This is a genomic window from Polaromonas sp. UC242_47, assembly GCF_044452385.1.
Classification (GTDB): domain Bacteria; phylum Pseudomonadota; class Gammaproteobacteria; order Burkholderiales; family Burkholderiaceae_C; genus Polaromonas.
Genome location: NZ_JBIOAO010000001.1, coordinates 522,651 through 547,307, shown reverse-complemented (window position 1 = coordinate 547,307; position 24,657 = coordinate 522,651). Strand labels below are relative to the sequence as shown.

The 24,657-nt window shown below is 62.6% G+C and carries 25 protein-coding genes and 2 pseudogenes; 12 read left to right on the top strand and 15 right to left on the bottom strand.

The genetic code is table 11. The annotated features are described in order from the left end of the window. The first annotated feature begins 12 nt into the window (after positions 1 to 12). Complete coding sequence (locus ACHMXK_RS02755) at positions 13 to 774, top strand: lipo-like protein (protein ID WP_397437478.1); 762 nt, start codon at positions 13 to 15, stop codon at positions 772 to 774. Between the two features lie 63 nt (positions 775 to 837). On the opposite strand, the gene purT is transcribed toward ACHMXK_RS02755, so the two are convergent. Further along, positions 838 to 2,067 (bottom strand): formate-dependent phosphoribosylglycinamide formyltransferase, encoded by a 1,230-nt coding sequence (purT, locus tag ACHMXK_RS02750; RefSeq protein WP_397437476.1) that lies wholly within the window; start codon positions 2,065 to 2,067, stop codon positions 838 to 840. 197 nt (positions 2,068 to 2,264) lie between these two features. Between purT and ACHMXK_RS02745 the strand changes: the two genes are divergently transcribed. The 5 genes and pseudogenes from ACHMXK_RS02745 (at position 2,265) to ACHMXK_RS02725 (ending at position 7,008) form a co-directional block, all read left to right on the top strand. Then, positions 2,265 to 3,092, top strand: a complete 828-nt coding sequence (locus ACHMXK_RS02745; RefSeq protein WP_397437474.1) for a siderophore-interacting protein — start codon at positions 2,265 to 2,267, stop codon at positions 3,090 to 3,092. A 27-nt stretch (positions 3,093 to 3,119) separates the two neighbouring features. Beyond that, a pseudogene (locus tag ACHMXK_RS02740) lies at positions 3,120 to 4,074 on the top strand (ATP-binding cassette domain-containing protein). Between the two features lie 23 nt (positions 4,075 to 4,097). Further along, on the top strand, positions 4,098 to 4,922 hold the full coding sequence (locus ACHMXK_RS02735; RefSeq protein ID WP_397442421.1) for an ABC transporter permease: 825 nt from the start codon (positions 4,098 to 4,100) through the stop codon (positions 4,920 to 4,922). A gap of 236 nt (positions 4,923 to 5,158) precedes the next feature. Further along, positions 5,159 to 5,659 (top strand): hypothetical protein, encoded by a 501-nt coding sequence (locus ACHMXK_RS02730; RefSeq protein ID WP_397437472.1) that lies wholly within the window; start codon positions 5,159 to 5,161, stop codon positions 5,657 to 5,659. Next, complete coding sequence (locus ACHMXK_RS02725) at positions 5,656 to 7,008, top strand: GAF domain-containing protein (protein WP_397437471.1); 1,353 nt, start codon at positions 5,656 to 5,658, stop codon at positions 7,006 to 7,008. Before ACHMXK_RS02730 ends, ACHMXK_RS02725 begins: the two co-directional genes overlap by 4 nt. A 9-nt stretch (positions 7,009 to 7,017) precedes the next feature. Here ACHMXK_RS02725 and ACHMXK_RS02720 read toward each other — a convergent pair whose 3' ends face one another. From ACHMXK_RS02720 to ACHMXK_RS02690, 7 genes are all read right to left on the bottom strand, one after another. Then, positions 7,018 to 7,755 (bottom strand): hemerythrin domain-containing protein, encoded by a 738-nt coding sequence (locus ACHMXK_RS02720; protein ID WP_397437469.1) that lies wholly within the window; start codon positions 7,753 to 7,755, stop codon positions 7,018 to 7,020. Between the two features lie 259 nt (positions 7,756 to 8,014). Then, positions 8,015 to 8,677 carry a hypothetical protein gene (locus ACHMXK_RS02715; protein WP_397437467.1) on the bottom strand — a complete coding sequence of 221 codons (663 nt, stop codon included), beginning with the start codon at positions 8,675 to 8,677 and terminating at the stop codon, positions 8,015 to 8,017. Positions 8,678 to 8,785: 108 nt separating this feature from the next. Next, a complete protein-coding gene (locus ACHMXK_RS02710) occupies positions 8,786 to 9,355 on the bottom strand; it encodes a YceI family protein (RefSeq protein ID WP_397437465.1) in 570 nt (189 codons plus the stop codon). Positions 9,356 to 9,370: 15 nt separating this feature from the next. Beyond that, complete coding sequence (locus ACHMXK_RS02705) at positions 9,371 to 9,916, bottom strand: YceI family protein (protein ID WP_397437463.1); 546 nt, start codon at positions 9,914 to 9,916, stop codon at positions 9,371 to 9,373. Then, positions 9,913 to 10,476: a cytochrome b gene (locus ACHMXK_RS02700; RefSeq protein WP_397437461.1), complete on the bottom strand. Its 564-nt coding sequence runs from the start codon at positions 10,474 to 10,476 to the stop codon at positions 9,913 to 9,915. Before ACHMXK_RS02700 ends, ACHMXK_RS02705 begins: the two co-directional genes overlap by 4 nt. Positions 10,477 to 10,605: 129 nt before the next feature. Further along, positions 10,606 to 10,785, bottom strand: a complete 180-nt coding sequence (locus ACHMXK_RS02695; protein WP_397437459.1) for a hypothetical protein — start codon at positions 10,783 to 10,785, stop codon at positions 10,606 to 10,608. After that, on the bottom strand, positions 10,778 to 11,701 hold the full coding sequence (locus tag ACHMXK_RS02690) for a class I SAM-dependent methyltransferase (protein ID WP_397437457.1): 924 nt from the start codon (positions 11,699 to 11,701) through the stop codon (positions 10,778 to 10,780). Before ACHMXK_RS02690 ends, ACHMXK_RS02695 begins: the two co-directional genes overlap by 8 nt. 116 nt (positions 11,702 to 11,817) lie before the next feature. Here ACHMXK_RS02690 and ACHMXK_RS02685 point away from each other — a divergent pair, with 116 nt between their 5' ends. The 3 genes and pseudogenes from ACHMXK_RS02685 to ACHMXK_RS02675 all read left to right on the top strand — a co-directional run bounded on the left by ACHMXK_RS02685 (position 11,818) and on the right by ACHMXK_RS02675 (position 14,227). Next, a complete protein-coding gene (locus ACHMXK_RS02685) occupies positions 11,818 to 12,258 on the top strand; it encodes a MarR family winged helix-turn-helix transcriptional regulator (RefSeq protein WP_397437456.1) in 441 nt (146 codons plus the stop codon). A gap of 58 nt (positions 12,259 to 12,316) precedes the next feature. Next, positions 12,317 to 12,735, top strand: a pseudogene (locus ACHMXK_RS02680) (organic hydroperoxide resistance protein). A gap of 697 nt (positions 12,736 to 13,432) precedes the next feature. Then, positions 13,433 to 14,227, top strand: a complete 795-nt coding sequence (locus tag ACHMXK_RS02675; RefSeq protein ID WP_397437454.1) for an alpha/beta hydrolase — start codon at positions 13,433 to 13,435, stop codon at positions 14,225 to 14,227. Between the two features lie 65 nt (positions 14,228 to 14,292). On the opposite strand, the gene ACHMXK_RS02670 is transcribed toward ACHMXK_RS02675, so the two are convergent. The 4 genes from ACHMXK_RS02670 to ACHMXK_RS02655 form a co-directional block, all read right to left on the bottom strand. After that, positions 14,293 to 15,066 carry an SDR family NAD(P)-dependent oxidoreductase gene (locus ACHMXK_RS02670; protein ID WP_397437452.1) on the bottom strand — a complete coding sequence of 258 codons (774 nt, stop codon included), beginning with the start codon at positions 15,064 to 15,066 and terminating at the stop codon, positions 14,293 to 14,295. 15 nt (positions 15,067 to 15,081) lie between these two features. Continuing rightward, the gene (locus tag ACHMXK_RS02665) at positions 15,082 to 15,678 is read right to left on the bottom strand and encodes an NADPH-dependent F420 reductase (protein ID WP_397437450.1); all 597 of its coding nucleotides are present in this window, start codon (positions 15,676 to 15,678) and stop codon (positions 15,082 to 15,084) included. Next, positions 15,675 to 16,298, bottom strand: coding sequence for a hydrolase (locus tag ACHMXK_RS02660; RefSeq protein WP_397437449.1), 624 nt, complete (start codon positions 16,296 to 16,298; stop codon positions 15,675 to 15,677). The genes ACHMXK_RS02665 and ACHMXK_RS02660 overlap by 4 nt, the downstream gene beginning before the upstream one ends. A gap of 328 nt (positions 16,299 to 16,626) precedes the next feature. Further along, on the bottom strand, positions 16,627 to 17,604 hold the full coding sequence (locus ACHMXK_RS02655; RefSeq protein ID WP_397437447.1) for an AraC family transcriptional regulator: 978 nt from the start codon (positions 17,602 to 17,604) through the stop codon (positions 16,627 to 16,629). Between the two features lie 443 nt (positions 17,605 to 18,047). Between ACHMXK_RS02655 and ACHMXK_RS02650 the strand changes: the two genes are divergently transcribed. Together ACHMXK_RS02650 and ACHMXK_RS02645 are read left to right on the top strand one after the other, a co-directional pair. Beyond that, a complete protein-coding gene (locus ACHMXK_RS02650) occupies positions 18,048 to 19,163 on the top strand; it encodes a DUF2855 family protein (RefSeq protein ID WP_397437445.1) in 1,116 nt (371 codons plus the stop codon). A gap of 112 nt (positions 19,164 to 19,275) precedes the next feature. Continuing rightward, a complete protein-coding gene (locus tag ACHMXK_RS02645) occupies positions 19,276 to 20,325 on the top strand; it encodes a serine/threonine protein kinase (RefSeq protein ID WP_397437443.1) in 1,050 nt (349 codons plus the stop codon). A 36-nt stretch (positions 20,326 to 20,361) separates the two neighbouring features. Here the strand turns inward: ACHMXK_RS02645 and ACHMXK_RS02640 are convergent, their stop codons facing one another. From ACHMXK_RS02640 to ACHMXK_RS02630, 3 genes are all read right to left on the bottom strand, one after another. Beyond that, on the bottom strand, positions 20,362 to 21,324 hold the full coding sequence (locus ACHMXK_RS02640; protein ID WP_397437441.1) for a tripartite tricarboxylate transporter substrate binding protein: 963 nt from the start codon (positions 21,322 to 21,324) through the stop codon (positions 20,362 to 20,364). Positions 21,325 to 21,405: 81 nt separating this feature from the next. Beyond that, positions 21,406 to 22,734: a fumarylacetoacetase gene (gene fahA, locus ACHMXK_RS02635; protein WP_397437439.1), complete on the bottom strand. Its 1,329-nt coding sequence runs from the start codon at positions 22,732 to 22,734 to the stop codon at positions 21,406 to 21,408. A gap of 33 nt (positions 22,735 to 22,767) precedes the next feature. Beyond that, a complete protein-coding gene (locus ACHMXK_RS02630) occupies positions 22,768 to 23,556 on the bottom strand; it encodes a 3-hydroxybutyrate dehydrogenase (RefSeq protein ID WP_397437437.1) in 789 nt (262 codons plus the stop codon). 142 nt (positions 23,557 to 23,698) lie between these two features. Between ACHMXK_RS02630 and ACHMXK_RS02625 the strand changes: the two genes are divergently transcribed. After that, positions 23,699 to 24,607, top strand: a complete 909-nt coding sequence (locus ACHMXK_RS02625) for a LysR family transcriptional regulator (RefSeq protein ID WP_397437435.1) — start codon at positions 23,699 to 23,701, stop codon at positions 24,605 to 24,607. The last annotated feature ends 50 nt before the right edge of the window (positions 24,608 to 24,657 follow it).

Sequence of the window (24,657 nt, the reverse complement as noted above, 5' to 3'; positions counted from 1 at the left end):
CTGGAAACGCCCATGCGCCACCCTGTTTTTCATGCCCTTGGCCAGTTGCTGGCGCGCTACCTGTCGCACCCGCGCCCCGGTGCCCAAACCGGCATGCCCACCAACCGTCACGCGCTGGCGCAGTGTCTGCGGCCGGGCGATGTCCTGCTGGTGGAAGGCAATAGCCGTTTTTCCACGGCCATCAAATACCTGACGCAGTCCACCTGGTCGCATGCCGCCTTTTTTGTCGGCCCGCAACTGGGCGGAGCGGATGCTCAGGGCCAGCCTTACCTGCTGATAGAGGCCGACATTTTGCAAGGCGTCTGCAAACGCCCGCTGGAACACTACCTGCCCTACCCCACACGCATTTGCCGGCCCATAGGCCTGAACGCGGCCGACTTGCAGCGTCTGCTGATGGAGATCACCAGCAAGCTTGGCGAGCAGTACGACCTGAAAAACGTTTTTGATTTGGCGCGTTACCTGCTGCCCGCGCCGCCGGTTCCGGGCCGCTGGCGCAGACACCTGCTGGCGCTGGGCAGCGGCGACCCGACCCGGGCCATTTGTTCATCCCTCATTGCCGAGGCTTTCCAGAGCGTGGCCTATCCCATACTGCCGGCCATCACCCTGGACCGCCACCAGGACCCCAAACGGCACCAGGCCGTGACCGAGGAAATATTCCACATCCGCGACCGCAGCCTGTATGCGCCGCGCGATTTCGATGTGTCGCCCTATTTCGAAATTGTCAAACCCACGCTGGAGATGGGTTTTGACTACCACCACATCCATTGGGCCTAGCTGGCCAGCTATCAATTAAATAGCTTATGACAGCCACCCACCATGGGCTGTCGACCTATTTCATCACTTTTCCACGCGTGGCTTGACCTTGGAGGCGGCCTCCTTGGCCCGTGTGCGCGCCACATCCACATTGGCATCAAAAGCCAGCGCCACCCCCATGCGGCGTTTAACAAAACTTTCGGGTTTACCGAACAGACGAATGTCGGTGTTGGGCACACGCAGCGCCTCGGCCACCCCGTCAAACACAATGCCTTGCGCATCCACGCCGCCGTAAATCACGGCGCTGGCGCCCGGGCTTTTCAGGGCGGTGTTGACCGGCAGGCCCAGGATGGCGCGCGCATGCAACTCAAACTCGTTTTGCCACTGCGTGCACATGGTCACCATGCCGGTGTCATGCGGACGCGGGCTGACCTCGCTGAACCAGACATCGTCGCCTTTGACAAACAGCTCCACACCATACAGGCCCAGGCCGGACGGCTGGCCGTCGTGGCCGATGCCAAGGTTGTCGGTGACGGCCTTGCAGATGTCGCGGCTTTTTTGCAGCGCGGGACTCGCCATGGGCTGCGGCTGCCAGCTTTCCACATAGTCGCCGCTGACCTGGACATGGCCGATGGGCTCGCAGAAATGCGTCTCGATCTGCCCGTTGACACCCATGGCCCGCACGGTGAGCAGGGTGATCTCGTAATCAAAATCTATGAAACCTTCAACAATCACACGGCCGCGGCTGACACGCCCGCCCGCCATGGCGTGCTCCCAGGCGGCGGCCACGTCGGCTGGGCCGGAAATTTTGCTCTGGCCCTTGCCCGAGGAACTCATCACCGGCTTGACCACGCAGGGGTAGCCGATTTTGTTGTCGATCGCGGCCAGCAGCTCGGCCAGCGAATCACAAAACACATAGGGACTGGTCGGCAGGCCCAGGGTTTCCGCCGCCAGGCGGCGTATGCCTTCGCGGTCCATGGTCAGGCGCGCCGCCCGCGCGGTCGGCACCACACGCACCACACCGGCCGCTTCGAGCTCTTCCAGCATGGGCGTGGCAATGGCTTCAATCTCGGGCACCACCAGGTGCGGCCGGTCTTCTTCGATCAAGGCCTTGAGCTGGGCCGGATCACTCATGGTGATGGTGCGTGCATGGTGCGCGACCTGCTGGCCGGGGGCGTTGTCATAACGGTCGGTGGCCGTGGTTTCCACGCCCAGACGTTGCAAGGCAATCAAGACTTCCTTGCCCAGCTCGCCGGAGCCGAGCAGCATGACTTTGGTTGCGTAGGGAGACAAGGGGGTGCCGAAGGTGGTCATGGGATGTGCCGAAAGTGAAAAGTCAGGTGAAGAATGTTTGATAGAGGGCAGGCGCCGCAGCCGCCACTTTACTGCACCCGGCCGGGCGCTCCGGGCGGAATTTAACCTTACACATCAGCCGCCCAAGAACTTCGGATAACAATCGTTCGCATTAACCCATCCGTCTTTTTCTCGTCTTTTTCTTTAGAAAGTCGCTTGTGAACCCAACAACGCCTGCAGACCCCTCCCCCAGCGATGCCCCCAGCCCGGCGCCAGCGCGCAAACGCCGGCCGCCACGGCGTGTGGAAGTCAGCCGTGTCGAGGTCTTGAGTCCGGCCATGCGCCGCATCACACTGACCGGCGCAGAACTCGAGGGCTTCGCGCCGGCCGGTCCCGCCAGCTACCTCAAGCTGATTTTTCCGGAACCCGGGCAAACCGAGCCGACACGCCCCCTGCCCGACGGCCCGCGCGCGGTGTCCATGCGCACGTACACGCCGCTGGCGGTTCGGCCCGAGACCCTGGAAGTCGACGTCGACTTTGTGCTGCACGGCGAAGGCCCGGCGTCGACCTGGGCCGCGCAGGCCAAGCTTGGCCAGGTCCTGTTCCTGATGGGGCCCGGCCCCGGCTACACGCTGGATGCCGAGGCCACACAACACCTGCTGATTGCCGACGACAGCGCGCTGCCGGCCGTGGAAACCATTCTGGCCGCCCTGCCCGCCAGCGCCAGCGCGCGGGTGTTGCTGGAGGTGATCTCAGCCGCCGAGGAACGCCCGCTGCACAGCGCCGCGCAACTCGAGGTGACGTGGCTGCCACGCGGCAGCAACCACCGCGCCGCCGGCCTGCCGCTTGAACAAGCACTGCGCAGCCTGCCGGCGATTGCTGCGGACGCGCGTATCTACCTGGCCTGCGAAGCCGCCGCCATGCGCCGCCTGCGCAAGCTGCTGACCGACGAGCTGGGCATTCCACGCAACCAGATCGTGGGCCGGGGCTACTGGAAGCTGGACGAGGTCAACCACCCCGACCACGACTACGGCGACGACAGCTAGGCACCCGGGATGGGCAACAATAGGCCCATGAGCCATCCTCTTCTCGAGATCCGGGGCCTGCGCAAACGTTATGGCCAGGCCGTGGCGGTTGACGACCTGTCGTTTGAAATCGCCCCCCGGCGAATGCCTGGGCGTCATAGGCCCCAACGGCGCCGGCAAAACCACCACCTTGCGCATGTGCCTGGGGCTGGCGGCACCCGACGCCGGCGCCATCGCCTACCATCTCAACGGCCAGAGCGCCGGCTTGCGCATGCCGCAAGACGCGCTGGCGATCAAGGCCAAACTGGGCGTGGTGAGCCAGTTCGACACGCTGGACCCGGACTTCAGCTGCGCCGAAAATCTGCAGGTCTATGGCCGTTATTTCGGTATTCGGGCGGCGCAGATTCGCGCCCGTGTACCCAGCCTCTTGGAGTTTGCCTCGCTGTCGCACAAGGCGAACAGCAAACCCGGCGAGTTGTCGGGCGGCATGCGGCGGCGCCTGAGCCTGGCGCGCGCCCTGGTCAACGACCCGCAACTGCTGCTGCTTGACGAACCCACGACCGGACTGGACCCGCAGGCACGGCACCTGATGTGGGAGCGCCTGCAATTGCTGCTGCAGCAGGGCAAGTCAATTTTGTTGACCACCCATTTCATGGACGAGGCCGAGCGCCTGTGTTCGCGCCTGCTGGTGCTGGACCACGGCAAAAAAATCGCCGAGGGCCAACCCAAGGCCTTGATTGCGCAGCACCTGGAGCCCGATGTGGTCGAGGTGTATGGCGTCGGTGCGCTGGCGCTGGCCGAAGCCGCCGACCACGCCGGCTTGCGTGCGCTGGCCGCACGTGTGGAGGTCAGTGGTGAAACCGTGTTTTTCTACACCCAGGACGCGCGCCCCTTGCTGGAGCGGCTGGCCGCACACGGCCATTGGCGCACCCTGCACCGCCCCGCCAACCTGGAAGACCTGTTTCTCAAACTCACCGGCCGCCAGATCAGGGAGGATGCGTGATGTCCCAGCAGGAAGTACAAAGCATGTCGACCTACGAGGCGCCGAACGGCGGCGCGCAATCCATTTGGCGCAGGCCTGACTTATCGAGTCGCTGGTGGCCGGTCTTTTTGCGCAACCTGCTGGTCTGGCGCAAGCTGGCCATCCCCAGCCTGGTCGGCAACATCGCCGAGCCGCTGATGTGGCTGGTGGCTTTTGGCTACGGCATGGGCGCGCTGGTCGGCGAGATCAAGGTCGGCGGCACCGCCGTGCCCTACATCCTGTTTCTGGCCAGCGGCTCGATTTGTATGAGCGCGATGAACGCGGCGAGTTTCGAGGCGCTGTATTCGGCGTTTTCGCGCATGCATGTGCAAAAGACCTGGGACGGCATCATGAACGCGCCGGTCAGCCTGGACAACGTGTTGCTGGCCGAGATGTTGTGGGCGGCCTTCAAGGCGCTGTTCACCGTCACGGCCATCCTCGGCGTGATGCTGGCGCTGGGCATCAGCCACAGCCCCAAGCTTCTGCTGGCCTGGCCCATCTTGCTGCTGGTCGGCATGATGTTTTCATGCATTGCGCTGATCTTCAACGCGCTAGCCAAGGGTTACGACTTTTTCACCTATTACTTCACCCTGGTGCTCACGCCCATGATGTTTCTGAGCGGCGTGTTTTTCCCGCGTGAACAGTTGCCGACCTTGGTGCGTATCATTTCCGACTGGTTACCGCTGACCAATGCCGTGGAAATCATCCGTCCGCTGTTCATGGACCAGTGGCCGGCCACGCCAGTGCGGCATGGCCTGGTGCTGGTGATTTACACCGTGCTGGCCTTCTGGGTCGCGCTGGCGCTGACACGCCGGCGTTTTCGGAGTTAAGGCGGTCAGCGCTGATTTTTCAAGTCAAAACACCCTTTAACCCAATGAGTACGGCCGCACACAGCTATCATTAAGATAGCAATCCACGCTACCATGGCTTGATTCGCAGCGGCCCCGCGCCGCCACTGACCCAGGGCGCAGCCCTGCCCGGAAGGGTGCCGACGCCATTCAAGAGCCCAGCGCCAGGGCCTGCAAAATTGGCTGCGGCGCCGGCCCGGTACTTCTATACTCTGCCGATGAACGCCGACCCGCGCCCGGCACTGCTGCCGCCCGAGTTGATCGCCATGATGGACAAGGGCGTATCGGCCATCGTGGGCGCCTGCGGCCTGGACCTGCGGCCCAGCATCATGCGCGCCGTGGGCAGTGCCATCGCGGCGGACGGCCGCAGCGTCACGGTCTATGTGTCGCGGACGCAGTCACGCCAGCTGATTCAGGACATTGCCAGCACCGGCCGCATCGCCGTGGTGTTTTCGGAGCCCGCCAGCCACCGCACGGTGCAGCTCAAGGCCAGCCATGCGCGCCTGCGCGGCGCCGAGGCCGCCGACCAAGCCGCGCTGACGCGCTATCTGGCGTCCATGGAACAGGAGGTCGAGCGCGTTGGCTACGGCCCTGTCTTCACGCGGGCCATGCTGGCGAACCGGCTGGACGACCTGGTCGCCATCAGTTTCGAGCCTTCGCAAGCCTTTGACCAGACCCCCGGGCCCAAGGCCGGCGCCGCGCTGCCGCCCACATCATGAGCGCACCGTCACTGGCCGACATCAGACCCTGCCTGGAAGGCGCCATTCCGGCCGTCGTCGCCACCTGCGCGACGGACGGCACACCCAATGTGGCCTACATCTCGCAGGTGTTTTATGTCGCCGAAAGCCAGGTCGCCCTGTCCTTCCAGTTTTTCAACAAGACGCGGGAGAACATCCTGGCCAACCCGCATGCCACCGTGCTGGTGCTGCACCCGGTCACCGCCGCCTTCTTTCGTCTGCATATCCGCTATCTGCGCACCGAAACGCAGGGCGCGGTGTTTGAAGGCATGAAGGCGCAACTGGCCGGCATCGCGTCGCACAGCGGCATGGCGGGGGTGTTCCAGTTGCGGGGCTCCGACATTTATGAAGTCCATGCAATAGAGGCCATCGCCGGCGAGCCGCTGGCACCGCCGCCGCCCCGCGCCAACCTGCTCACGGCACTGCGCCGCGGCAGCGAGCGCCTGTCGCGCTGCTGCGGGCTGGACGAGCTGCTCACGGCAACACTCACGACTCTGAACGACTTTCTGGACATTCGCCACGCCATGGTGTTGATGCTGGATGCCGCCAGCCAGCGGCTGTACACCGTGACCAGTTGCGGCTATGCCAGCTCGGGCGTGGGCTCGGAAATCGGCATGGGTCACGGCGTTATCGGCGTGGCGGCGCGTGAACGCACGGCTGTGCGCATAGGGCACATGACCAGCGCCCATCTTTACAGCCATGCCATTCGCAGCAGCCTGCAGGCCGATGCGCCCGGCTTGACCCTGGACACCGACATTCCCTACCCCGGCCTGGCCGAGCCGCACAGCCAACTGGCGGTGCCCATACTGTCGGCCGGGCGACTGCTGGGCGTGCTGTTTGCCGAGAGCCCCCAGGACCTGCAGTTTGGCTTCGAGGAGGAAGACCTGCTGGTAACGCTGAGCGGTCATCTTGGCGCCGCCATCGACCTGATGCAGGCCCACCCCGATACGGCGGACTTGCCAGAGCCCTTGTCGGCCAAACCAGTCCCGCACCCGGGAAACGGCGCCCCCCTGCAACTCCGGCGCTTCACGGTCAATGACAGCGTGTTCATCAACGACGACTACCTCATCAAGGGCGTGGCGGGTGCAATTTTCTGGAAACTGGTGAATGACTACGTCCAGCAGGGCCGCACCGAATTCTCGAACCGCGAGTTGCGGCTGGACCCGGCCATTCATCTGCCGGATGTGACCGACAACCTGGAAGCCAGACTCCTGCTGCTGCAGCGCCGCCTGGCCGAACACAGCCCGCATCTGCGCATCGCAAAAACCGGGCGCGGCCGCTTCCGGCTGCTCGTGCAGCGACCCCTGGCCTTGCAGGAAGTCGCCATCTGAGCTGCGGATTCAGGCCGACACCAGTCCGGGAACGGCCGCCAGCCCCAGGCCGCGCGTGAGCTTGGCCCATTCCCGATCCGTCAGATGCGGACGCACGGTCGTCATGGCCGCGGCAAAGGCCGGTGCCGGCGCATGGGCCTGCATGTCGGCCATCATGGCGTGGCGCTCGGCCGGGTTCATGAAGGGCACCAGCCAACGCAAGACATACATCATCTCGTCGGGTGGAATCGATGCCACCAGCGCCTGGTGGATTTGCGCCAGTTCCGCGTCGGTGTAGCGCGACCACAGCACGGCGTTGTGTGCCGTTTCCTCCACATGCATGTGCTGAAAATTGTCGGCCACGAACAGGGACAGCTGACGGTACAGCGTCAGCGCGGCGCTGGCGCGCTCGGCGGCCGGCAACTGGCGCAGGGCGGCCACCAGGCCGACCAACCCGGCCACATGCGCCTCGTGCGTCAGGTGCTCATGGGCAATCACCTCGCTGGCGCCGGGCGCGCGCGCCTCAATGGCGGCGTGAACAAACTGGTTCTCGTGCCGGATGTGCGAGAGGCAAAAATCCATCAGTTCGAGCACGCGCTGGCTGGTCTGGGCCAGCTCCAGCGCATCGTCGGTGTCCATGCGGCCGACGGCCAGCAGGGTATCGGCCATCAGCGCGCGCAGCGCCTTGTGAATGCCCGAATAAAGGTCCAGGCGTGGTGCGGCCTGCGCAGCGGCGACTTGCGCCATTTCTTGGGGATGGAGGTTCACGGAAAACTTCTTTCTCAGGCACAGCCTGCTTGCAGGTTGACTGGCACGGTGCACTGTGCACCCATGACGGCAGGAAACCAGGCAGGAAGTCTAGAAAGAAGATGTTGACGCTCTTGCTAAGAATTGCTTACGCCAACCCTAAAAAAACCTTAGCCTAAACGGCCCGAAGGGCGGTTTCATCCCGAGCCTCAAGCAAAACAAGGCATAAGCCCAATATTCACGGACGCAAGCAGCTATTAAAAAAGTAGCATTCCGTCATTCAATTCGCGGCAAAGCAGTAAAACAGCCCGGCGCTGCCTGTGACCTTGAGCAGATCCAGACTGCAGCCGCGTGTGGCGTGGGAGGCGTTCCAGGACTTGGCCGGCGCGGTTTCGCTCAGGCCGGTGCGGTCGCTATGGCCGACAATGGCCGAGCCAGCGCCGCTCTGGGTCCAGTTGCCGCAGGTCGTGTCGCCAGTCGCCGTGGCGACGCGGCCGTCCGTCGTGGAACCAGTCAGCATGTCGTGCATGACCACCGGATCGCCGACGCCGCTGATGATTTCGCCCTTTTCGGTCAGCGCCGTTTGTTTGTTCAGCTTGTTGTCGCCATGCAGCTCCTCCACATTGGTCGCCACCACCACGCCCTTGGCGTTTTGCCAGGGACCACGGCCTATGCGATCACGCGCGTTGACCGCCGGGCTGGTGGCGCTGGCCGTGGTGCTGAGGTAGGCGCGCCAGTTTTTGCCGCCGACATTGACCGAGGTGGCGAGCTGCTGGCAGTAGGCGTCCGCGCCGGCCAGCCCGCCCAGATCACCGCCCTTGCCCGGGTTGACGCTGGTCACAAAAAAACTCATGGGGTTCTGCGAGGTCGAAGACATGGCCGAACAAGCGCCCAGCAGGGCGACGGCCGAGGCCCAAAGGGCGTATTTCATACGTGGTGGCATGACGGTCTCCTGGTATGGCAACTTGCAACAGGGGGGTGAAGCTGCACGATACGCCTACCGTCCTCGCCAGACAAGTCCCCTGGCCGGCCCATGGCATAGCGTCCGGGCTCAGCGCTTGAGCGCCTCCATGGACACATGCAGCGTGATCTCGTCACCAATCAGCGGTACAAAACGGCCCAGGTTGAAGTCGCTGCGGCTGACCTTGCCGGTGGCGTTGAGCCCGCAGGCCGGCTTGCGCAGCATCGGGTGCATCATGCATTTGAAATGCGTCACGGTCAGGGTCAAAGGCCGGCTGATGCCCTTGACGGTCAGGATGCCTTCAACGGACGTGACGTCGTCGAATTTTCCAAAACTCAGGCGTGTGGACTTGAAGGTGATCTGGGGAAACTTGTTGGCGTCAAAAAACGTCTCACTGCGCAACACCCGGTCGAACATGCGCGAGCCGGTGCTGACCGACTGGACGTCTATGGCCACCTCCACGTTGCCGACCTGGTTCTCCAGGTCCAATGTCACGGTGGCGTCCACCTTGTCGAAACGGTCGCGTTGCATGCTGTAGCCCAGGTGGTTGAATTCGAACCAGGCGAAGGTGTGATCGGGGTCGCGTTCATAGACCTCGGGTGCCGCCAGCGACCAGGCCAGGGGCAGACTGCAGAGCAGCGCGGCAACCATTTTTTTCATGATTCACTCCCAGTACTAGGGCTTGAGCACCAGATAAAACTGCACCGTGACTTCGTTGGCCACCACACCGACATCGCCCCAGGGACCGCCACCTATGCCGAAGTCCAGCCGCTTGATCACCAAGCCCCCCTCCAGCACCGCCTGCTGGCCGCCGGGCTTGAGCATGGCAGTCAACACCAGTGGCCGGCTGACACCCTTGAGGCTGAGCACGCCGCTGACCTGGAAGCGACCGCCACCCTGCGGCTGAAGCTGACGCATCTCGAAACGCGCTTCAGGATAACGCTTGGCATCAAACCACTGTGCGCCCAGCACCTCCTCATCAACCTCGCGCAGACCGGTGTCAATGCTGGCCAGCTTGATGCGTAACTGGCCTTTGGCGGCAGACGGCGCCTCGGGGTCAAAAGCCAGGCTGGCATCAAAGCTGCGAAAAGCGCCATCCACCGGCACCCCCATTTGCCGCGACGTGAAACGAATGTTGCTGCCGGCCAGGTCCACCTGCCGGTACTCCACGGCCTGCGCGACTGTGCAGGCCAGCCACAAGGCCAGGGCGAGCGCTTTCATGAGCCGGCCCGGGTGAAACGAAACATCCGGTCCAGCACGCCGTCCCGGTTGATGAAATGGTGTTTGAGCGCCGCCGCCACATGCAGGGTCACCAAAGCGAGCAGGCTGTAATTGAGGAGGCGGTGCAAGGCTTCCAGAAAAAGCCCCAGCGCCTCGTTACGTACCAGCAGATTGGGCAACGCCCAGAGTCCGAAATAAACCGTGGTCACGCCCTTGGCCGAACTCATCAACCAGCCCGAGACCGGAACACAGGCCATCAAGACATACAGCAGAAGATGGCTGGCGTGGGCCGCGCTTTGTTCCCAGGCCGGCGTGCCAACCGGCAACGGTGGTGGTGGGTGCAGGCTGCGCCAGAACAAACGCGGCAGCAACAGCGCCGCGACGCTCACACCTATCCATTTATGGAAAGAATAAAGCTGGAGTTTGAGCGGGTTGAGCGGCAGGCCAACCATGTACAGGCCGAGCGAAAAACCCATCAACACAAGCAGGGCCATGGCCCCGTGCAAAACTATCGCGGTGCGGGTGTAAGGGCGGCCAGAGTTGTCAGGCACAGGCGGCAAGCGGCTCTCCAGAACGAAGGCAAAGGTGCCTTCGCGGCCATTTGACGCCATCCCCGCGGTCAGCGCAAGTGGCCCGCGCCGCCGCATTTGTCCCGCAGGGCAAACCACCGCAGTGACTGAGAAAGACCTTTAGAGGTCGAAGAAACCCGTTTCCTTGCCGCCCTGAATTTGGAGATCAAAACGATAAACCATACCGGTGCCAGTGACATCGCGTTTGGCAATCAGGGGGCACGCTGCCAGTGCTGCCAGTGCTGCCCGGCTGAAGCCGTCACCGTCGGGCGAGTTGATGCGCCGCAGGCGCTCAGCCACCCGGTGGAGCAAAACGGGCCGTGAGTTCGCCCAAGTTCAGTTCGGCCAGCACCTCCTGCAGACGCACCTGGGCCTGACGGGTTTTGGCGGCGCTGGGCGTAGCCGGCCGGCTGGCAATGATGAGTTCGTTTTTCATCGAGTGCTCCCAACCCACCAGCTCGGTCACCGTGACCTGGTAGCCATGGGCTTCGAGTTGCAGGCAACGCAACACATTGGTGATCTGGCTGCCGAACTCGCGCGTGTGCAGCGGGTGGCGCCAGAGTTCAGCCAAGGGTGTTTTGGCCAGGGTCAAGGCCTTGTTCTTGCGCAACACGCCGGCCACTTCGGCCTGACAACAGGGCACCAACACCATGTGGCGCGCCTGTTTGGCTAGGCCAAACGCAATCGCGTCGTCGGTGGCGGTGTCGCAGGCATGCAGGGCGGTAACGATGTCCACCTGCGCCGGCAACTGGTCCGAGGTGGTGGCTTCGGCCACCAGTAAATTTAAAAACACCATGCGCGAAAAGCCCAGGCGCTGGGCCAACGTGCGTGATTTTTCCACCAGTTCGCTGCGGGTTTCAATGCCGTAAATCGAACCGGCGGTTTTCTGGCCCTGGTGCGCAACGTTGAAAAACAGGTCGTAAAGAATAAAACCCAGGTAAGACTTGCCGGCACCGTGGTCGGCCAGCGTGAAGCCTTTGTCAGCGCCCGAGACTTCTTCCAAGAGCGGTGCGATGAACTGGTAGAGGTGGTAAACCTGCTTGAGCTTGCGCCGCGTGTCCTGGTTCAGCTTGCCCTCACGCGTGAGGATGTGCAGCTCCTTGAGCAGCTCTATGGACTGGCCGGGACGGATTTCTTCAATGACTTGAACGGCAGGGTCGGCCTTGCTTGCCTGGCGGGCGGTTTTGCCGCTGCGGGGGGTACTGGTTTTTTGCATGAGCCTCCAGTCTAGCGCCGCGTCATCCAGCGCTCCTGCCATGTCCCAAATACCCCTCAGGGGCTTGCCCCAACAATTACATTGCACACAATTTAATTGCGATATACAATTGCAACATGCCCACCAAGACCGACGCCCTGCTGCAACTGGACAACCAGCTTTGTTTTGCGCTGTATTCCACCTCGCTGGCCATGACCCGACTGTACAAACCGCTGCTGGAGGAGCTGGGCCTGACCTATCCGCAATACCTGGCGATGCTGGTGTTGTGGGAGCAGGACGGCCTGATGGTGTCCGAACTCGGCGAGCGGCTTTACCTGGACTCCGGCACGCTCACCCCTTTGCTCAAACGCCTGGAGGCGTCCGGGCTGATCTCGCGGATACGCGCCGCGGAAGACGAGCGCCGCGTCCACATCACCTTGACCGCAGCCGGGCGCAAACTCAAAACCCGTGCCGCCAAAGTGCCCGCCTGCATCCTGGCGGCCGCGCAGTGCCCGATTCCTGAACTCATGGCCCTCACCCAGCAAGTGCAGGCTTTGCGCCAGCGCCTGGTGGCGTAAAAATCCAAGTATTTCTCAACCCGCTCCCATTCCGGGGCATTTTTCAAAGGCAAGCAGCATGACCACGAAACTCGAAAAAGTTCTCTACACCGCCAACGCCCACACCACCGGCGGCCGGGACGGAAAATCCAAAACCGACGACGGCCGCCTGGACGTCACACTGAGCTCGCCCGGCACCGCCGGTACCGGCACCAACCCCGAGCAGCTGTTTGCCGCCGGTTATTCCGCCTGTTTATTGGCGCCATGAAGGCCGTCGCCGGCATGCAGAAAATCACCCTCCCGGCCGACCTCGCGATTGATGCCAGCGTGGACCTGGGCAAAATTCCTGCCGGCTACGGCATTGCCGCCCGCCTGGACATCAGCCTGCCCGGCATGGACCGCGCCGCAGCCCAATCCCTGATCGACGCCGCCCACCAGGTCTGCCCTTACTCCAATGCCACACGCGGCAACATTGACGTGACCCTCACGCTGAAATAAGTCGGGACTTCACGCTCGCTCAATGCGCCTTTAGGGGCGCATTTTTTTGGCGGCCCGCGACGCCTCCAGCGCCGTTGACCACTTGGGCCGGGCATAAGCAACCATGGCGACGGGTATTCATTGCCCAGGCCTCAGCGTGCATTTTTTTGTCAGAAATGGCGCCCTGCCGCTGACGGCTTGCTGCTGTGGCGCGCCTCAAGCTGCGACAGAATACGGCCAACCAGCTGACCGCCTGCTTCAGCGTGACAGGCGCCATTGACCAACTGCAGGCACTGGACCTCCGTTTTCACAAACGCGAAAACCGGCGCAGGTTCGAGCTTGGATTGGCACCCCGAAGCTGCCAGCCCCACATCTCACGCCTGCGTCGCGGCGAAGCTTTATCAGGCCAAGGGCATTCCCGAGTTGGCCCAGCTGGAAGCACGAGTCAGGTCGCAACGTTCATTTGAGAGTTGACTGGCGGAGGCCTTGCCACTTGATACGCCGGATGTGGCGACAAGTGGCTGTTTGCGACACTCGATTCCGAACACGCTGTTTGCGCTTAGGGTTGAACAATAAATTACAAACTGATAGTTGACGCTTAAACTATTTAGATTTAAATTTAATTCGCCATTGAAAGATTTGGGTGCGACTTTCAAAGGCCTTCCTCCATCGCGCTCTTGTGTTTCAGCGCGCCAGGGCGCGCCGTAAGGAGTTTCAAATGTCCATGTTCAAGTCCTCCAAATTCGTCTCCGTCGTCATGAGCGCAGCACTGCTTGCCGCAGGCGGCGGCGCGACGGCCGCAACGCCTGCCAATGCGGCCAAGCCCAGCATCGTTCTCGTGCACGGCGGCTTCGTCGACGGGTCGGGCTGGGAAGGTGTCTACAAGATCCTGAAAAAGGATGGTTACGACGTGACCATCGTCCAGAATCCAACGATTTCACTTGCCGACGATGTGGCTGTCACCAGGCGTGTGATTGCGGCACAACCCGGACCTGTTGTCCTGGTCGGGCATTCCTATGGGGGGGTCGTGATCACGGAGGCCGGGAATGACGACAAGGTCACGGGCCTGGTCTACATTGCCGCGTTCGCGCCCGACAAAGGCGAGTCCGTCAACACACTGATCAAGGATCCGCAACCTGGCGCGCCGGTGCCGCCCATCCTGCCGCCGCAAGACGGTTTCCTGCTGCTCGACAAATCGAAGTTTGCCGCCTCGTTCGCCGCAGACGTGAACCGTGACACCGCGGCGTTCATGGCCAACTCGCAAGTGCCTTGGGGTGTGGATGCACTCGGCGGCGCGGTCTCCAATCCGGCGTGGCAGTCAAAGCCGAGTTGGTACCTGGTCGCGACCGACGACAAGATGATTCCGCCGCCGGCGCAACGCCTCATGTCCAAACGTGCCGGCGCTACCGTTATGGAAACCGGAGGTAGCCATGCGGTCTACGTGTCAAAGCCAAACGTCGTCGCCAGGTTGATCGAACAGGCCGCCTCGAATGTGAAGGTTGCAGCCAAATAAGTTGCTGCGTGAACGCTGCCCGCCTAGCTATGGGGCGGGCAGCGTTTGAATCTCTCTCCGCACCATCAAAATTCAAAGCCGCCAATGGTCATCCCACCGTCGACGACCAACATCTGTCCAACAACATAGCTGGCCTCTGGCGAGCACAACCACACGGCCGCGGCTGCGGCCTCTTCGGCGCGCGCACCGCGTTTGGCAGGGATTGCCGATAGCGCCAGCTTGGCGAAGGCGGGGTTCTGCACACTGTTCGCAGCGACCATGGGCGTATCGGTCCAGCCCGGGGCGAGGGCGTTGACCCGCACGTGATGGGCTGCGTTTTCCATCGCCGCCACCCGTGTGAGGCCCAGCACCCCGTGCTTGGACGCGGCATAGGCGCACATCCCGCCAGGCCCCGTGATCGCGGCGACCGATGCGGTGTTGCAGATCGCACCGCCACCGGTCTTTTTCATGAGTGGCAATTCGTACTTCATTCCGAGAAAGACACTTGTGAGGTTCACGCGCATCACCTCGTCGAAATCCTGCATCGGGTAGTCCTCGATGCGATGCGCTCCGCCAGTGATGCCGGCATTGTTGAAGGCGATGTCCAGCCTGGCCTCTTCGCGGTCTATGCGCGAAAGCAAGGCTGCGACATCCTCTTCGCGAGAGACATCGGCGGCCGCAACGCGAGCCAGGCCGCCTGTCGCTTCGATCATCGCTTGCGTCTGCGCCAGCTTGGCCTCCTGTCGCCCGGCGCAATAAACGAGCGCGCCTCGGGCGGCGAAAAGCTGCGCCGCCGCGCGTCCGATGCCTGATCCCGCACCCGTGACCAGGACCACCTTGCCTTCGAAGAGGGTGGACATCCGCTTGCTCCTTCCTCAGCCCAGCTTGACCAGATTCAAGGTGGGAAGAACGCCACCCGGGAACTGTTGAAGCGGACTGCCGCTCGCCAGGGCTCCGAGGTCGATGGTGGCGAAGCCGCAGCGGCCCAGGATGTCGCCGACGGCCTGCTTTGCCGCGCTGTCATCGCCACAGAGGAAGAGCACGCGGCGCCCGCCTGCCACATGCGGATCGGCGGCAAGCATGGCGCGCACCAGCGTGTTTCCCGCTTTCACGACGCGAGCGCCTGGCGCGTGCGACGCAACGACCTCGCTCGAACTCTTGCCGTTCAGGTTGAAGGCACTGAAGCCCGGTCCGACGGCGTTCGTCGCATCGATCAAAATGCGGCCGTTCCATGCGGGCAGGCCGGCCAGTGCTTCCGGCATCTGCGGCCATTGCACCGCCAGAAAGACCACGTCGGCGGCGGCGGCTTCTTCGCGCGTTCCGGCCCTGGCGTTCGGCCCCATCTCGCGCGCGGCAGCGCTCAGTGATTCGGGATCGCGGCTGTTGCTGAGGATCACCTCGTAGCCGGCCTTCGCGGCATGACCCGCAAAGGCCTGACCGATGCCGCCCGCACCCACGACGCCGATCTTCATGATTGGCCCGCCCGAGGTGTATTGAGCAACTGCTGCTCCCACAACAAGCTCGTGCCCACGTTGCCCATGTGTTCGACCAGCATTTGTCCAAGTGCGGGCACGGTCGCCGTGCGCGCCCAATCACGCTGCAGTTCCGATGCGAACACCGTCCAGGTCAGAGGCACGCCGCCAGCCTGAATCATGCGTTGCACCGCCATCTCGTGCGCCTCCAGGCTGACACCGCCGGAAGCATCGGTGACGAAATACACCTCGTACCCGTCGCCCAGCGCGTGAATGACAGGGAAGGCCAGGCAGATTTCGGTCCAAAGTGCTGCCATCACGATCTTCGTGCGTCCGGTCTTCTTGACCCAGGCCACGACACGCTCGTCCTCCCACGTGTTGATGAAGGTGCGGTCTATCGGTTTTTGTTCCGGAAAGACGTCTTGCAACGGCTTGAGGAGCAGCCCGCCCTTGTCCTCGACAACCGTCGTGAGCAGGGTAGGCACCTTGAATGCCTTGGCGGACTTGGCCAGTCCCACAACGTTGTTGATGATTGTCTGCGTGTCATGGCTTCGCAGGCCTGCGAACTGGAACGGCTGATGATCAATCAGAATCAAAACGCAGTTGTCGGGCGTGAGCATGGCCTGCAGGCCGGCTTTCGGGTTATTTTGGTTTGGCATAGGATTCCTCAGGTAGATTCATTGTGGGAACGTCATGTGCCGTCAAAACCTTTTGAATGCCCTGCAAATGCAATGTTCTTGCAACGCCACCCACATGCTCATGGAACATCGCCGTCTGCAATTCGTCTTCTCAGAAATCTTCGGCCACGCGACAAAAATATAGGAGCTTTCCATGATTGGAAATTGCCTGTGTGTGCCACGTCGTTGGCTGTGAGTGCCAGCCATCAGGCTATGACGATGAACTCTCAGGCCGGCAAACAGGCCGAAAGGCAAGCCTGCTGCTGAGGTCCTACGATGCGCGGTTTTGGCGAAGGCTGTTGGGCGTATACCCAAAACGCAGTCGGCAGACGCGGGAGAAGTGGGAAGGATCCAGGAAGCCGGCGCGTTTCCCAATTTCTGCCACCGTGATGCGATCAAATGTCCTTGAGAGGAGCATGCGAAAAGCCACCTCCAGGCGTGCATCGATGAGTGTTTTACCGAATGTTTCCCCATGAGCCGCGAGTGTTCGATGCAGCGTACGGGGGGATAAATTCAGCGAAGCGGCGACGTCGGCGGCGGTCAGCTGCAACTCTGAGCAGCGTTGTTCTATACACGCGTGAATGCGATCACGCTGCTGAACATCGGGCGCCTGACTCGCCGGAACATACCCCAGCACTTCCTGCGCAGCGAGTGCGAGCAGCGCACCCATCTGGTCCGCCATGACCTGGGCAGGCAACGGGGGGGCCATCGCCAACTCGGGGGTGAGTTGAGACATATAGTTCGACAAGACTTGGCCCCAACCGGCATCTCCGGAGATGCGTCGACCGACCAATTGTCTCGGATCCGCAATCCAGGCTTGTAGCCATTCGATGGGCAGTCGTACATTGAGTGCCAAACAATCGGGCGGCCAATGTACGGACAGTTCTTCGCGGGTGTCGGCCAAGAGAACGTCGCCTGGCAGAAGCAGTGCTTCACAGTCCTTTTTCCAATGCCGCCAACTGCATCCAACGCCGACGGTCAGGAGATAGGTGAATTCTTGGGCACGCGCAATGTCTTTTCGCGTCCGGTACGCGTCATGGGTCGATCCCCCCAATCGCGACACCGTGAGAGGACCTAATTGCGCAGCCGTGAGCTCTGCTTTGAAATTGAATCTCACCGGACTGGACGTCGTGATACTCAAAATACGGTTGTCGAGCATGCCCGCGTAGGCATCGAGCCGCTCAGAGGGGGAAAAATCGTTGGTGGACCACTTGAATGGCGCCGTTGCTCGATGGTCGGATCTTTCCACAGTGCCCTCCGGGGTAGCCTGCTGGCTATACGTCGATTGAGGATCTCAGTTCTTGAACATGAGCCTTCGTGAGAATTGCGCCACCCGGCCACCGTGCGAAAGAAACGCCTCGGGACGACCCCCCGTCGCGTATCGGGCTGGCCAGAGCCGGGTATCGCGGTCGCACGCAACCGAGACAAGTTGTTCAAGCGGGTTCAAGTGTCCCTCACTTGAACGTCCGAGTAAATGGTGTCCGCGTGCGCCAAGCAGACATTCACGACCGGTTGAATCCACCGCCCCAAGGGGAAATACATTCCTCGCCGAAGCCGACATCCTGTGCTCAATGACTGCCCGTATGCACACCCGGCGGGAAATTGACGGGCAAAAAAAAACGCCATAACAACCTGTCGCCAAAGCGGCCCCACGGTCTTGAACCGCCGCGCCGCTTGGTTTATGGTGCAGCCATGACAAGCCCCACCCTCACCCCCACCCGCTTTCTGGTCCGCAAGGACAAACTCAACACCACCCAGTTGTACAGCGCCCCGCCGCGCGCATTGGCGGTTGGCGAAGTGCGACTGGCGGTGGATTCTTTTGCGCTGACGTCCAACAACATCACCTACGCCGCTTTTGGCGATGCGATGCAGTACTGGGGTTTTTACCCGGTGCCCGAGGTCGGTGACGGCGGCTGGGGCAACATTCCGGTCTGGGGGTTTGCGACAGTGCGTGAATCCTTGTGTGAGGGTGTGGCGGTGGGCGAGAAGTTTTACGGTTATTACCCCATGGCTTCCGAGGCCGTGCTGGCGCCGGTGCGGGTCGATGCCGGCGGTTTTGCCGACGGCGCCAGCCACCGGCGCGAGTTACATGCGGTCTACAACCAGTATTCACGCTGCAGCACCGACCCGTTTTACAGCGCTTCGACCGAAGACTTGCAGGCCTTGTTGCGGCCGCTGTTCATCACCTCGTTTTTGATTGATGACTTCCTGGCTGACAACGACTTTTTTGGCGCCTCTACAGGGGCCATGTTGCTGTCCAGCGCGTCAAGCAAAACCGCTTACGGCACGGCCTTCCAATTGGCGCAACGCCCGGGCATAGAGGTGATAGGCCTGACCTCGCCGGCCAACATCGCCTTTTGCGAAAGCCTGGGCTGTTACAGCCGCGTGTTGAGCTACGAGCAACTCGATCAGATCGCCGCCGACCGCGCCGCCATTTATGTGGACTTTGCCGGCAACGCCAAACTGCGCCATGCCATCCACAGCCGCTTTGCCAACCTGAAATACAGCTGCTCGATAGGCGGCACCCACGTGACCGAACTTGGCAATGCCAAAGACCTGCCCGGCCCGCGCGCCACCCTGTTTTTTGCGCCAGCCCAGATCAAGAAGCGCAGTGCCGACTGGGGCCGGGACGGCCTGGGCCAGCGCCTGGTGCTGGCCTGGCAAACCTTCAGTACGCGTGTGGCCCAGCCGCCGGCGCCCTGGTTGCTGGTGCAACACCACACGGGCGCCGAAGCGGTGGCGGCGATTTACCAGCAAGTGCTGGCCGGCAGCGGCGACCCGCGCACCGGACATATCCTGAGGCTTTGACAGGGGCATCAGTCGCTACTATTTTTATAGCTATTTACGCCCGACCATCAAGGGCTAGCGGCCTATTTTTCTTATAAAACAAGGCCGCAGCGGGAACAACGACAATGGAGGCATGACCGACCAGCCTCCCACCGCCCTGCCCCGCGAGGCGCTCCACGCCTACGAAAAACTCTCGCCCGACCTGGTGCTGGATGCGCTGGCCAGCGTGGGCCTGTACGGCGACGGCCGCCTGATGGCGCTGTCGAGCTACGAAAACCGCGTGTACCAGGTGCACCTCGAAAGCCCGGCCGGCGAAGGTGCGGCCGCCGGCGACATCGTCGTGGCCAAGTTTTACCGGCCCGGACGCTGGAGCGACGTACAGATCACCGAAGAACACGCGTTTGCCGCCGAGCTGATGGCCGCCGAAATTCCGGTGGTGGGTGCGCTGGACCTGAACGGCAGCACCTTGCATCACTTTGATGGGTTTAGTTTTAGCGTGTCGCCGCGCCGCGGCGGGCGCCGGCCTGAGCTGGACGATTTCAGCGTACTCGAATGGATTGGCCGTTTCCTGGCGCGTATCCACACCGTGGGCGCGCGCCAGCCTTTCACACACCGGCCCGCGCTGGACCTGCAGACCTTTGGTTACGCCAGCCGCGACCGGCTGCTGGCCGGCCACTACCTGCCGCTGGACATGGAGTCGCGCTGGCTCAAAGCCTTTGAAGAAGCCATGAGCGTGGCGCAAACCGTGTTTGAAAGTGTCGGCGAGACCCGCAGCTTGCGCCTGCACGGCGACTGCCACCCCGGCAACATCTTGTGGACGCCCGAAGGCCTGGAAGGCGCGGGCCCGCATTTTGTGGACCTGGACGACGCCAGATCCGGCCCGGCGGTGCAGGACTTGTGGATGTTGCTGTCCGGCGAACGGGCTCAGCAAATTCCGCAACTGGGCGCGCTGGTCGACGGTTACGAAGAGTTTCGCGAATTCCCGCGGGCCGAGCTGGCGCTGATCGAGCCGCTACGCACCCTGCGCCTGGTGCATTACAGCGCCTGGCTGGCGCAGCGCTGGCATGACCCGATCTTCCCGATCAACTTCCCCTGGTTCGGATCGAGTGATTACTGGAAGGGCCAGGTCGACATGCTGGAAGAACAGACCGAGGCCATGCAGGAAGCCCCACTGGTGGCCTGAGACCCGGCGCACCAGGCGCCGGGCAGACAATCCGTCTTACTTGTTGACGCTGGCCACCATGGCCTTGAGCGCATCACGCTCTCCCAAATAGGTGTCGCGCGCGTATTTGGTGTAAGTGGCCTGGTCCATGTACAGCGGGCTCATGCCCAGCTTTTGCAGCGCAACCTGGAACTGCGGGTCGTTGTACACATCGCGGAAGGCGTCTTCCAGCTTTTTGACCACGGCCGGGTCCATGCCTTTGGGGCCGGCAAAACCGAAGGGCGAGGTGTGGACGATGGGGTAACCCTGTTCCTTGAGCGTGGGCACATTCGGCAGGTCTGGCGAACGTTTGTCGCCCAGGGCGGCCAACACGCGCATCTTGCCCGTCGTCACATAAGGCAAGACCGAGCTGGCGCTGACCACGGCCTGGATGTGATTGCCCAGCAGGCCGGCCATGGCATCGGCGTCACCCTTGAACGGGATGTGTGTCCAGTCGGCGCCCGCTTTTTCACCAAGCTGGGCCATGCCGATGTGCTGGCTGCTGTAGGCACCGGGTGTGCCGTAAGACACGGGACCGGTTTTTTTCTTACTGTAGTCGACCAGTTCGGCCAGTGTCTTCCAGGGCGAGGAGGCGTTCACGGCAATGTAGTAGTTGAAGCCGCAAACCGTGGAGATATAGGTCAGGTCTTTCAGCGGGTCGTATTGCGCACCAGTGATGTGCGGCATGCGGAACACGCCAATCGGGATCATGGTCAGGGTGTAACCCGCCGGATCGGTGTTCAGCATCTGCACCGCGCCCAGGGTGCCGTTGGCGCCGGTCTTGTTCTCGATGATGATGGGCTGGCCCAGGCGTTTGCCGGCAAATTCGGCAAAGGTGCGGCCCAGCTGGTCGGTCACGCCGCCGGCCGAATACGGCACGATCAGCTTGATAGACCGGTTCGGATAGTTTTGCGCCATGGCTGGGATGGCGGCGGCCAGCAGGCCTATGGCCGTGACGGCGGTGGCAAACAGTTTTTTCATTTCAAGTCTCCTTTTATCAACGGGAAGTACAAAGCACCGCGCCAGGCGATGGCTCCGAAAAAAATGGGTAGGGTGGACAACTCAGCCCTGGATAAGGCCCCGGCATTCACCCACACCAATCGGGGCAAAACCTTCGCGCTGGCAAAAGCCGCGCATCACCAGTTCGTCACCGTCCTGCAAAAAGGTGCGTGACTCGCCATTGGGCAACAACACGGCTGTTTTGCCGCCTTCGGTGATCTCCAGCAGGCAGCCAAAACCGGTGGACTCGGGCGCCGAGATGGTACCGGAACCAATCAGGTCGCCCGGACGCAAATTGCAGCCACCCACCGTGTGGTGCGTGACCATTTGTGCCGGCGTCCACCACATGTAGGTGGAGTTGCCGCGCGACAGGCGGTGCGGCGCCAGACCTTGTTCACGCATGTTGCGGGTGCTGAGAAACACCTCCAGCTCCACACGCAAACCGCCATCCGCCTGGTCTTGCGCGTCCAGCAGATAAGGCAGGGGCTGCGGATCGCCCGCGCCGCGCGCCATGGCGGGCGCACGAAACGGCGCCAGCGCATCGCTGGTCACCACCCAGGGCGAGAGACTGGACAGAAAGTTTTTGCCCTGAAACGGTCCCAGCGGCTGGTATTCCCAGGCCTGGATGTCGCGCGCCGACCAGTCATTGAGCAGGCCAAAACCAGCCACATGGCCGGCCGCTTCGCTCACGGGAATCGATTGCGCCAGCGCATTGCCGGGACCGACCCAGATCGCCAGTTCCAGCTCGTAGTCCAGCCGTGCGCTGGGCTGAAACACGGGCACCGGTCCGTCGGGCGTGTCCTGGCGCACCTGCCCCGTGGGCCGGTGCAAGACCGTGCCCGAGGGTCGCAAGGACGAGGCCCGGCCGTGGTAGGCCACGGGCACATGTTTGTAGTTGGGCAGCAGGGGCGAGTCGGGGCGAAAGAACTTGCCGGCGTTGGTGGCGTGGTGGATGCCGGCGTAATAGTCCGAAAAATCACCCACGTCGGTGGGCAGTAGCATCTCGCAGGCGGCTTGCGGTTTCAGGATCAAAGCGCGTTGTGCGCCGGCCAGCCGGCCTTCGGGCGTCTCGGCGGCGAGCAGGGCCGACAACTGCAGGCGCAGGGCGCGGCGTTGCGCGGCTGGCAAGGCCATCCAGGTATTGAGCACCGGGGCCGTCATGGCTTGCGCCGTGGCCGCATCCAGTTGCATCAGCAAACCGGCTTGCAAGGCGGCGGGCAGGTCCAGCACCTCGTCGCCGATGGCCACGCCTATGCGCGGCCCGCTGTCGCTGCGAAACACACCCAGCGGCAGATTCTGGATAGGAAACTGGGTATGGCCGTTGGCCGATTCGACCCAGCTGCGCAGGTTCAAATCATGGGTCGCGTCAATAGGATTCAAGGTTGGGCTCATGGCAGTGTTGTTCACGTTTGTTTGAAGCGGCACTCAGGCCGCCGTGGTCGCGCCGTCCATGGTCCAGGCGGCACCGCGCACTTCCTGCGCGTCGTCGGAACACAGGAAAGCGGCCAGGGCCGCGAGCTGCCCGGTCGTCACAAAACGGCCCGAGGGCTGGCGCTGGCCCAGCAACTGGCGCGTGGCGGCCGCGTCGTCCAGGCCTTCCCGTTCGGCCAGCGCATCGACCTGGCGCTGCACCAGCGCGGTCAGCGCCCAGCCCGGGCAGATAGCGTTGCAGGTGATGTTGGTGGTGGCGGTTTCGAGGGCGACCGCCTTGGTCAGGCCGATCAGGCCGTGTTTGGTTGCGTTGTAAGCGGATTTGCCGGCGCGGCCACGCAGCCCGCTGATGGAGGCGATGTTCAGGATGCGGCCCCAGCCGCGTGCACGCATGGCCGGCAGCGCCAGGCGAATGGTGTGAAAGCTGGCCGACAAATTCACCGCCAGCATGTCGTTCCAGATGCTCACCGGGAACTGCTCGATGTTGCTCACATGTTGCATGCCGGCGTTGTTGACCAGGATGTCGATCGCGCCATTGCGCTGCTCGGCCTGGCGAATCAACTGTTCGATCTGCTCCGGGTCGCGCACATCGGCCATCACGTAAGACACGTCTACGCCGTATTCGGCGGCCACGGCGTCACACTGCGCCTGGCCTTCGGCCTGCGGGGCAATGCCGTTGAGCACCAGGTGGGCACCCTCACGCGCCAGACGCTGGGCAATCGCCAGGCCTATGCCGCTGTTGCCACCCGTCACCAGGGCCACTTTGTCTTTCAAATTCGTCACGCGTGTTCTCTCCTGTTAGCCATGCAGGCCGCAAGGGCGACCTATGAGATGAATGCTAAAAAGCCTTGATTCATATGTCCAATACCGTTTTAAACACCAACCTATACTCGCAGCGTCTTAATTAACTTCTCATCAACAACGCATGGAACTCCGGCATCTGCGTGGTTTTCTGGCCGTGGCCCAGGAACAAAGCTTTACCCGTGCGGCCCACCGCCTGCACATGGCCCAGCCCCCGCTGAGCCAGCGCATACGCGAGCTGGAGCAGGAGTTGGGCGTGCGCCTGTTTGAGCGCCACACGCGCAAGGTCAGCCTCAGCCACGCCGGCAAGACGTTTTTTGACGCGGTGCAGCCGCTGTTTGTGCAACTGGACCAGGCCGTCGAAGCCTGCCGCCAAGCCGATCGCGGCGAAACGGGGCGCCTGCGTGTGGGTTACACCGGCCGCGCCAGCCATGTCTTGTTGCCGCGGCTGGTGCTGGCCTTTCGCCAGCGTTTCCCCGAGGTGGTGTTGGACATCGAAGGCCCGCTGGCCACGGGCGCCTTGCGCCTGGCGCTGCTGGACGGCCAGCTCGATGTGGCCTTGTGTTTTTTGCCGCTGACCGATACCGGCATCGCCTCGCGCAGCTTCGCGGCCAGCGAGTTTGTGCTGGCCCTGCCCGCCTCACACGCCCTGGCCGAACGCGACGAGGTGCCGCTGGCGCTGCTGGCCCAGGAGGCTTTTGTGGGTTACCCCGCCAACAAGGGTTTTCATTTGCGCGACGCCATGGACGCCGAATGCCGGCGCGCGGGTTTTCAGCCGCGTGTGGTGCGCGAGAGCGAAAGCTCGCAGGTCTTGTTGTGTCTGATCGCCGCCGGCGCCGGGGTGTCCATCATCCCGCGCGAGTTGCAGTCACTCGACGAAATCGGCGGTGTGGTGTTCAAGTCGCTGGGGCCGGACGCGCACCGCCTCAGCCACGGCCTGGCCTGGCTGCCCGGCAGCCACAACCCGGCCCTGCACAACCTGCTGGCGTTAGACCTGAGCCAGCCCCTGCAGAAAAATCCAAGAAACACCTGAGAGTTATGCCCGGCTTCTGTGAATGGAGCTGTGGAGAAGAATGGGGACAA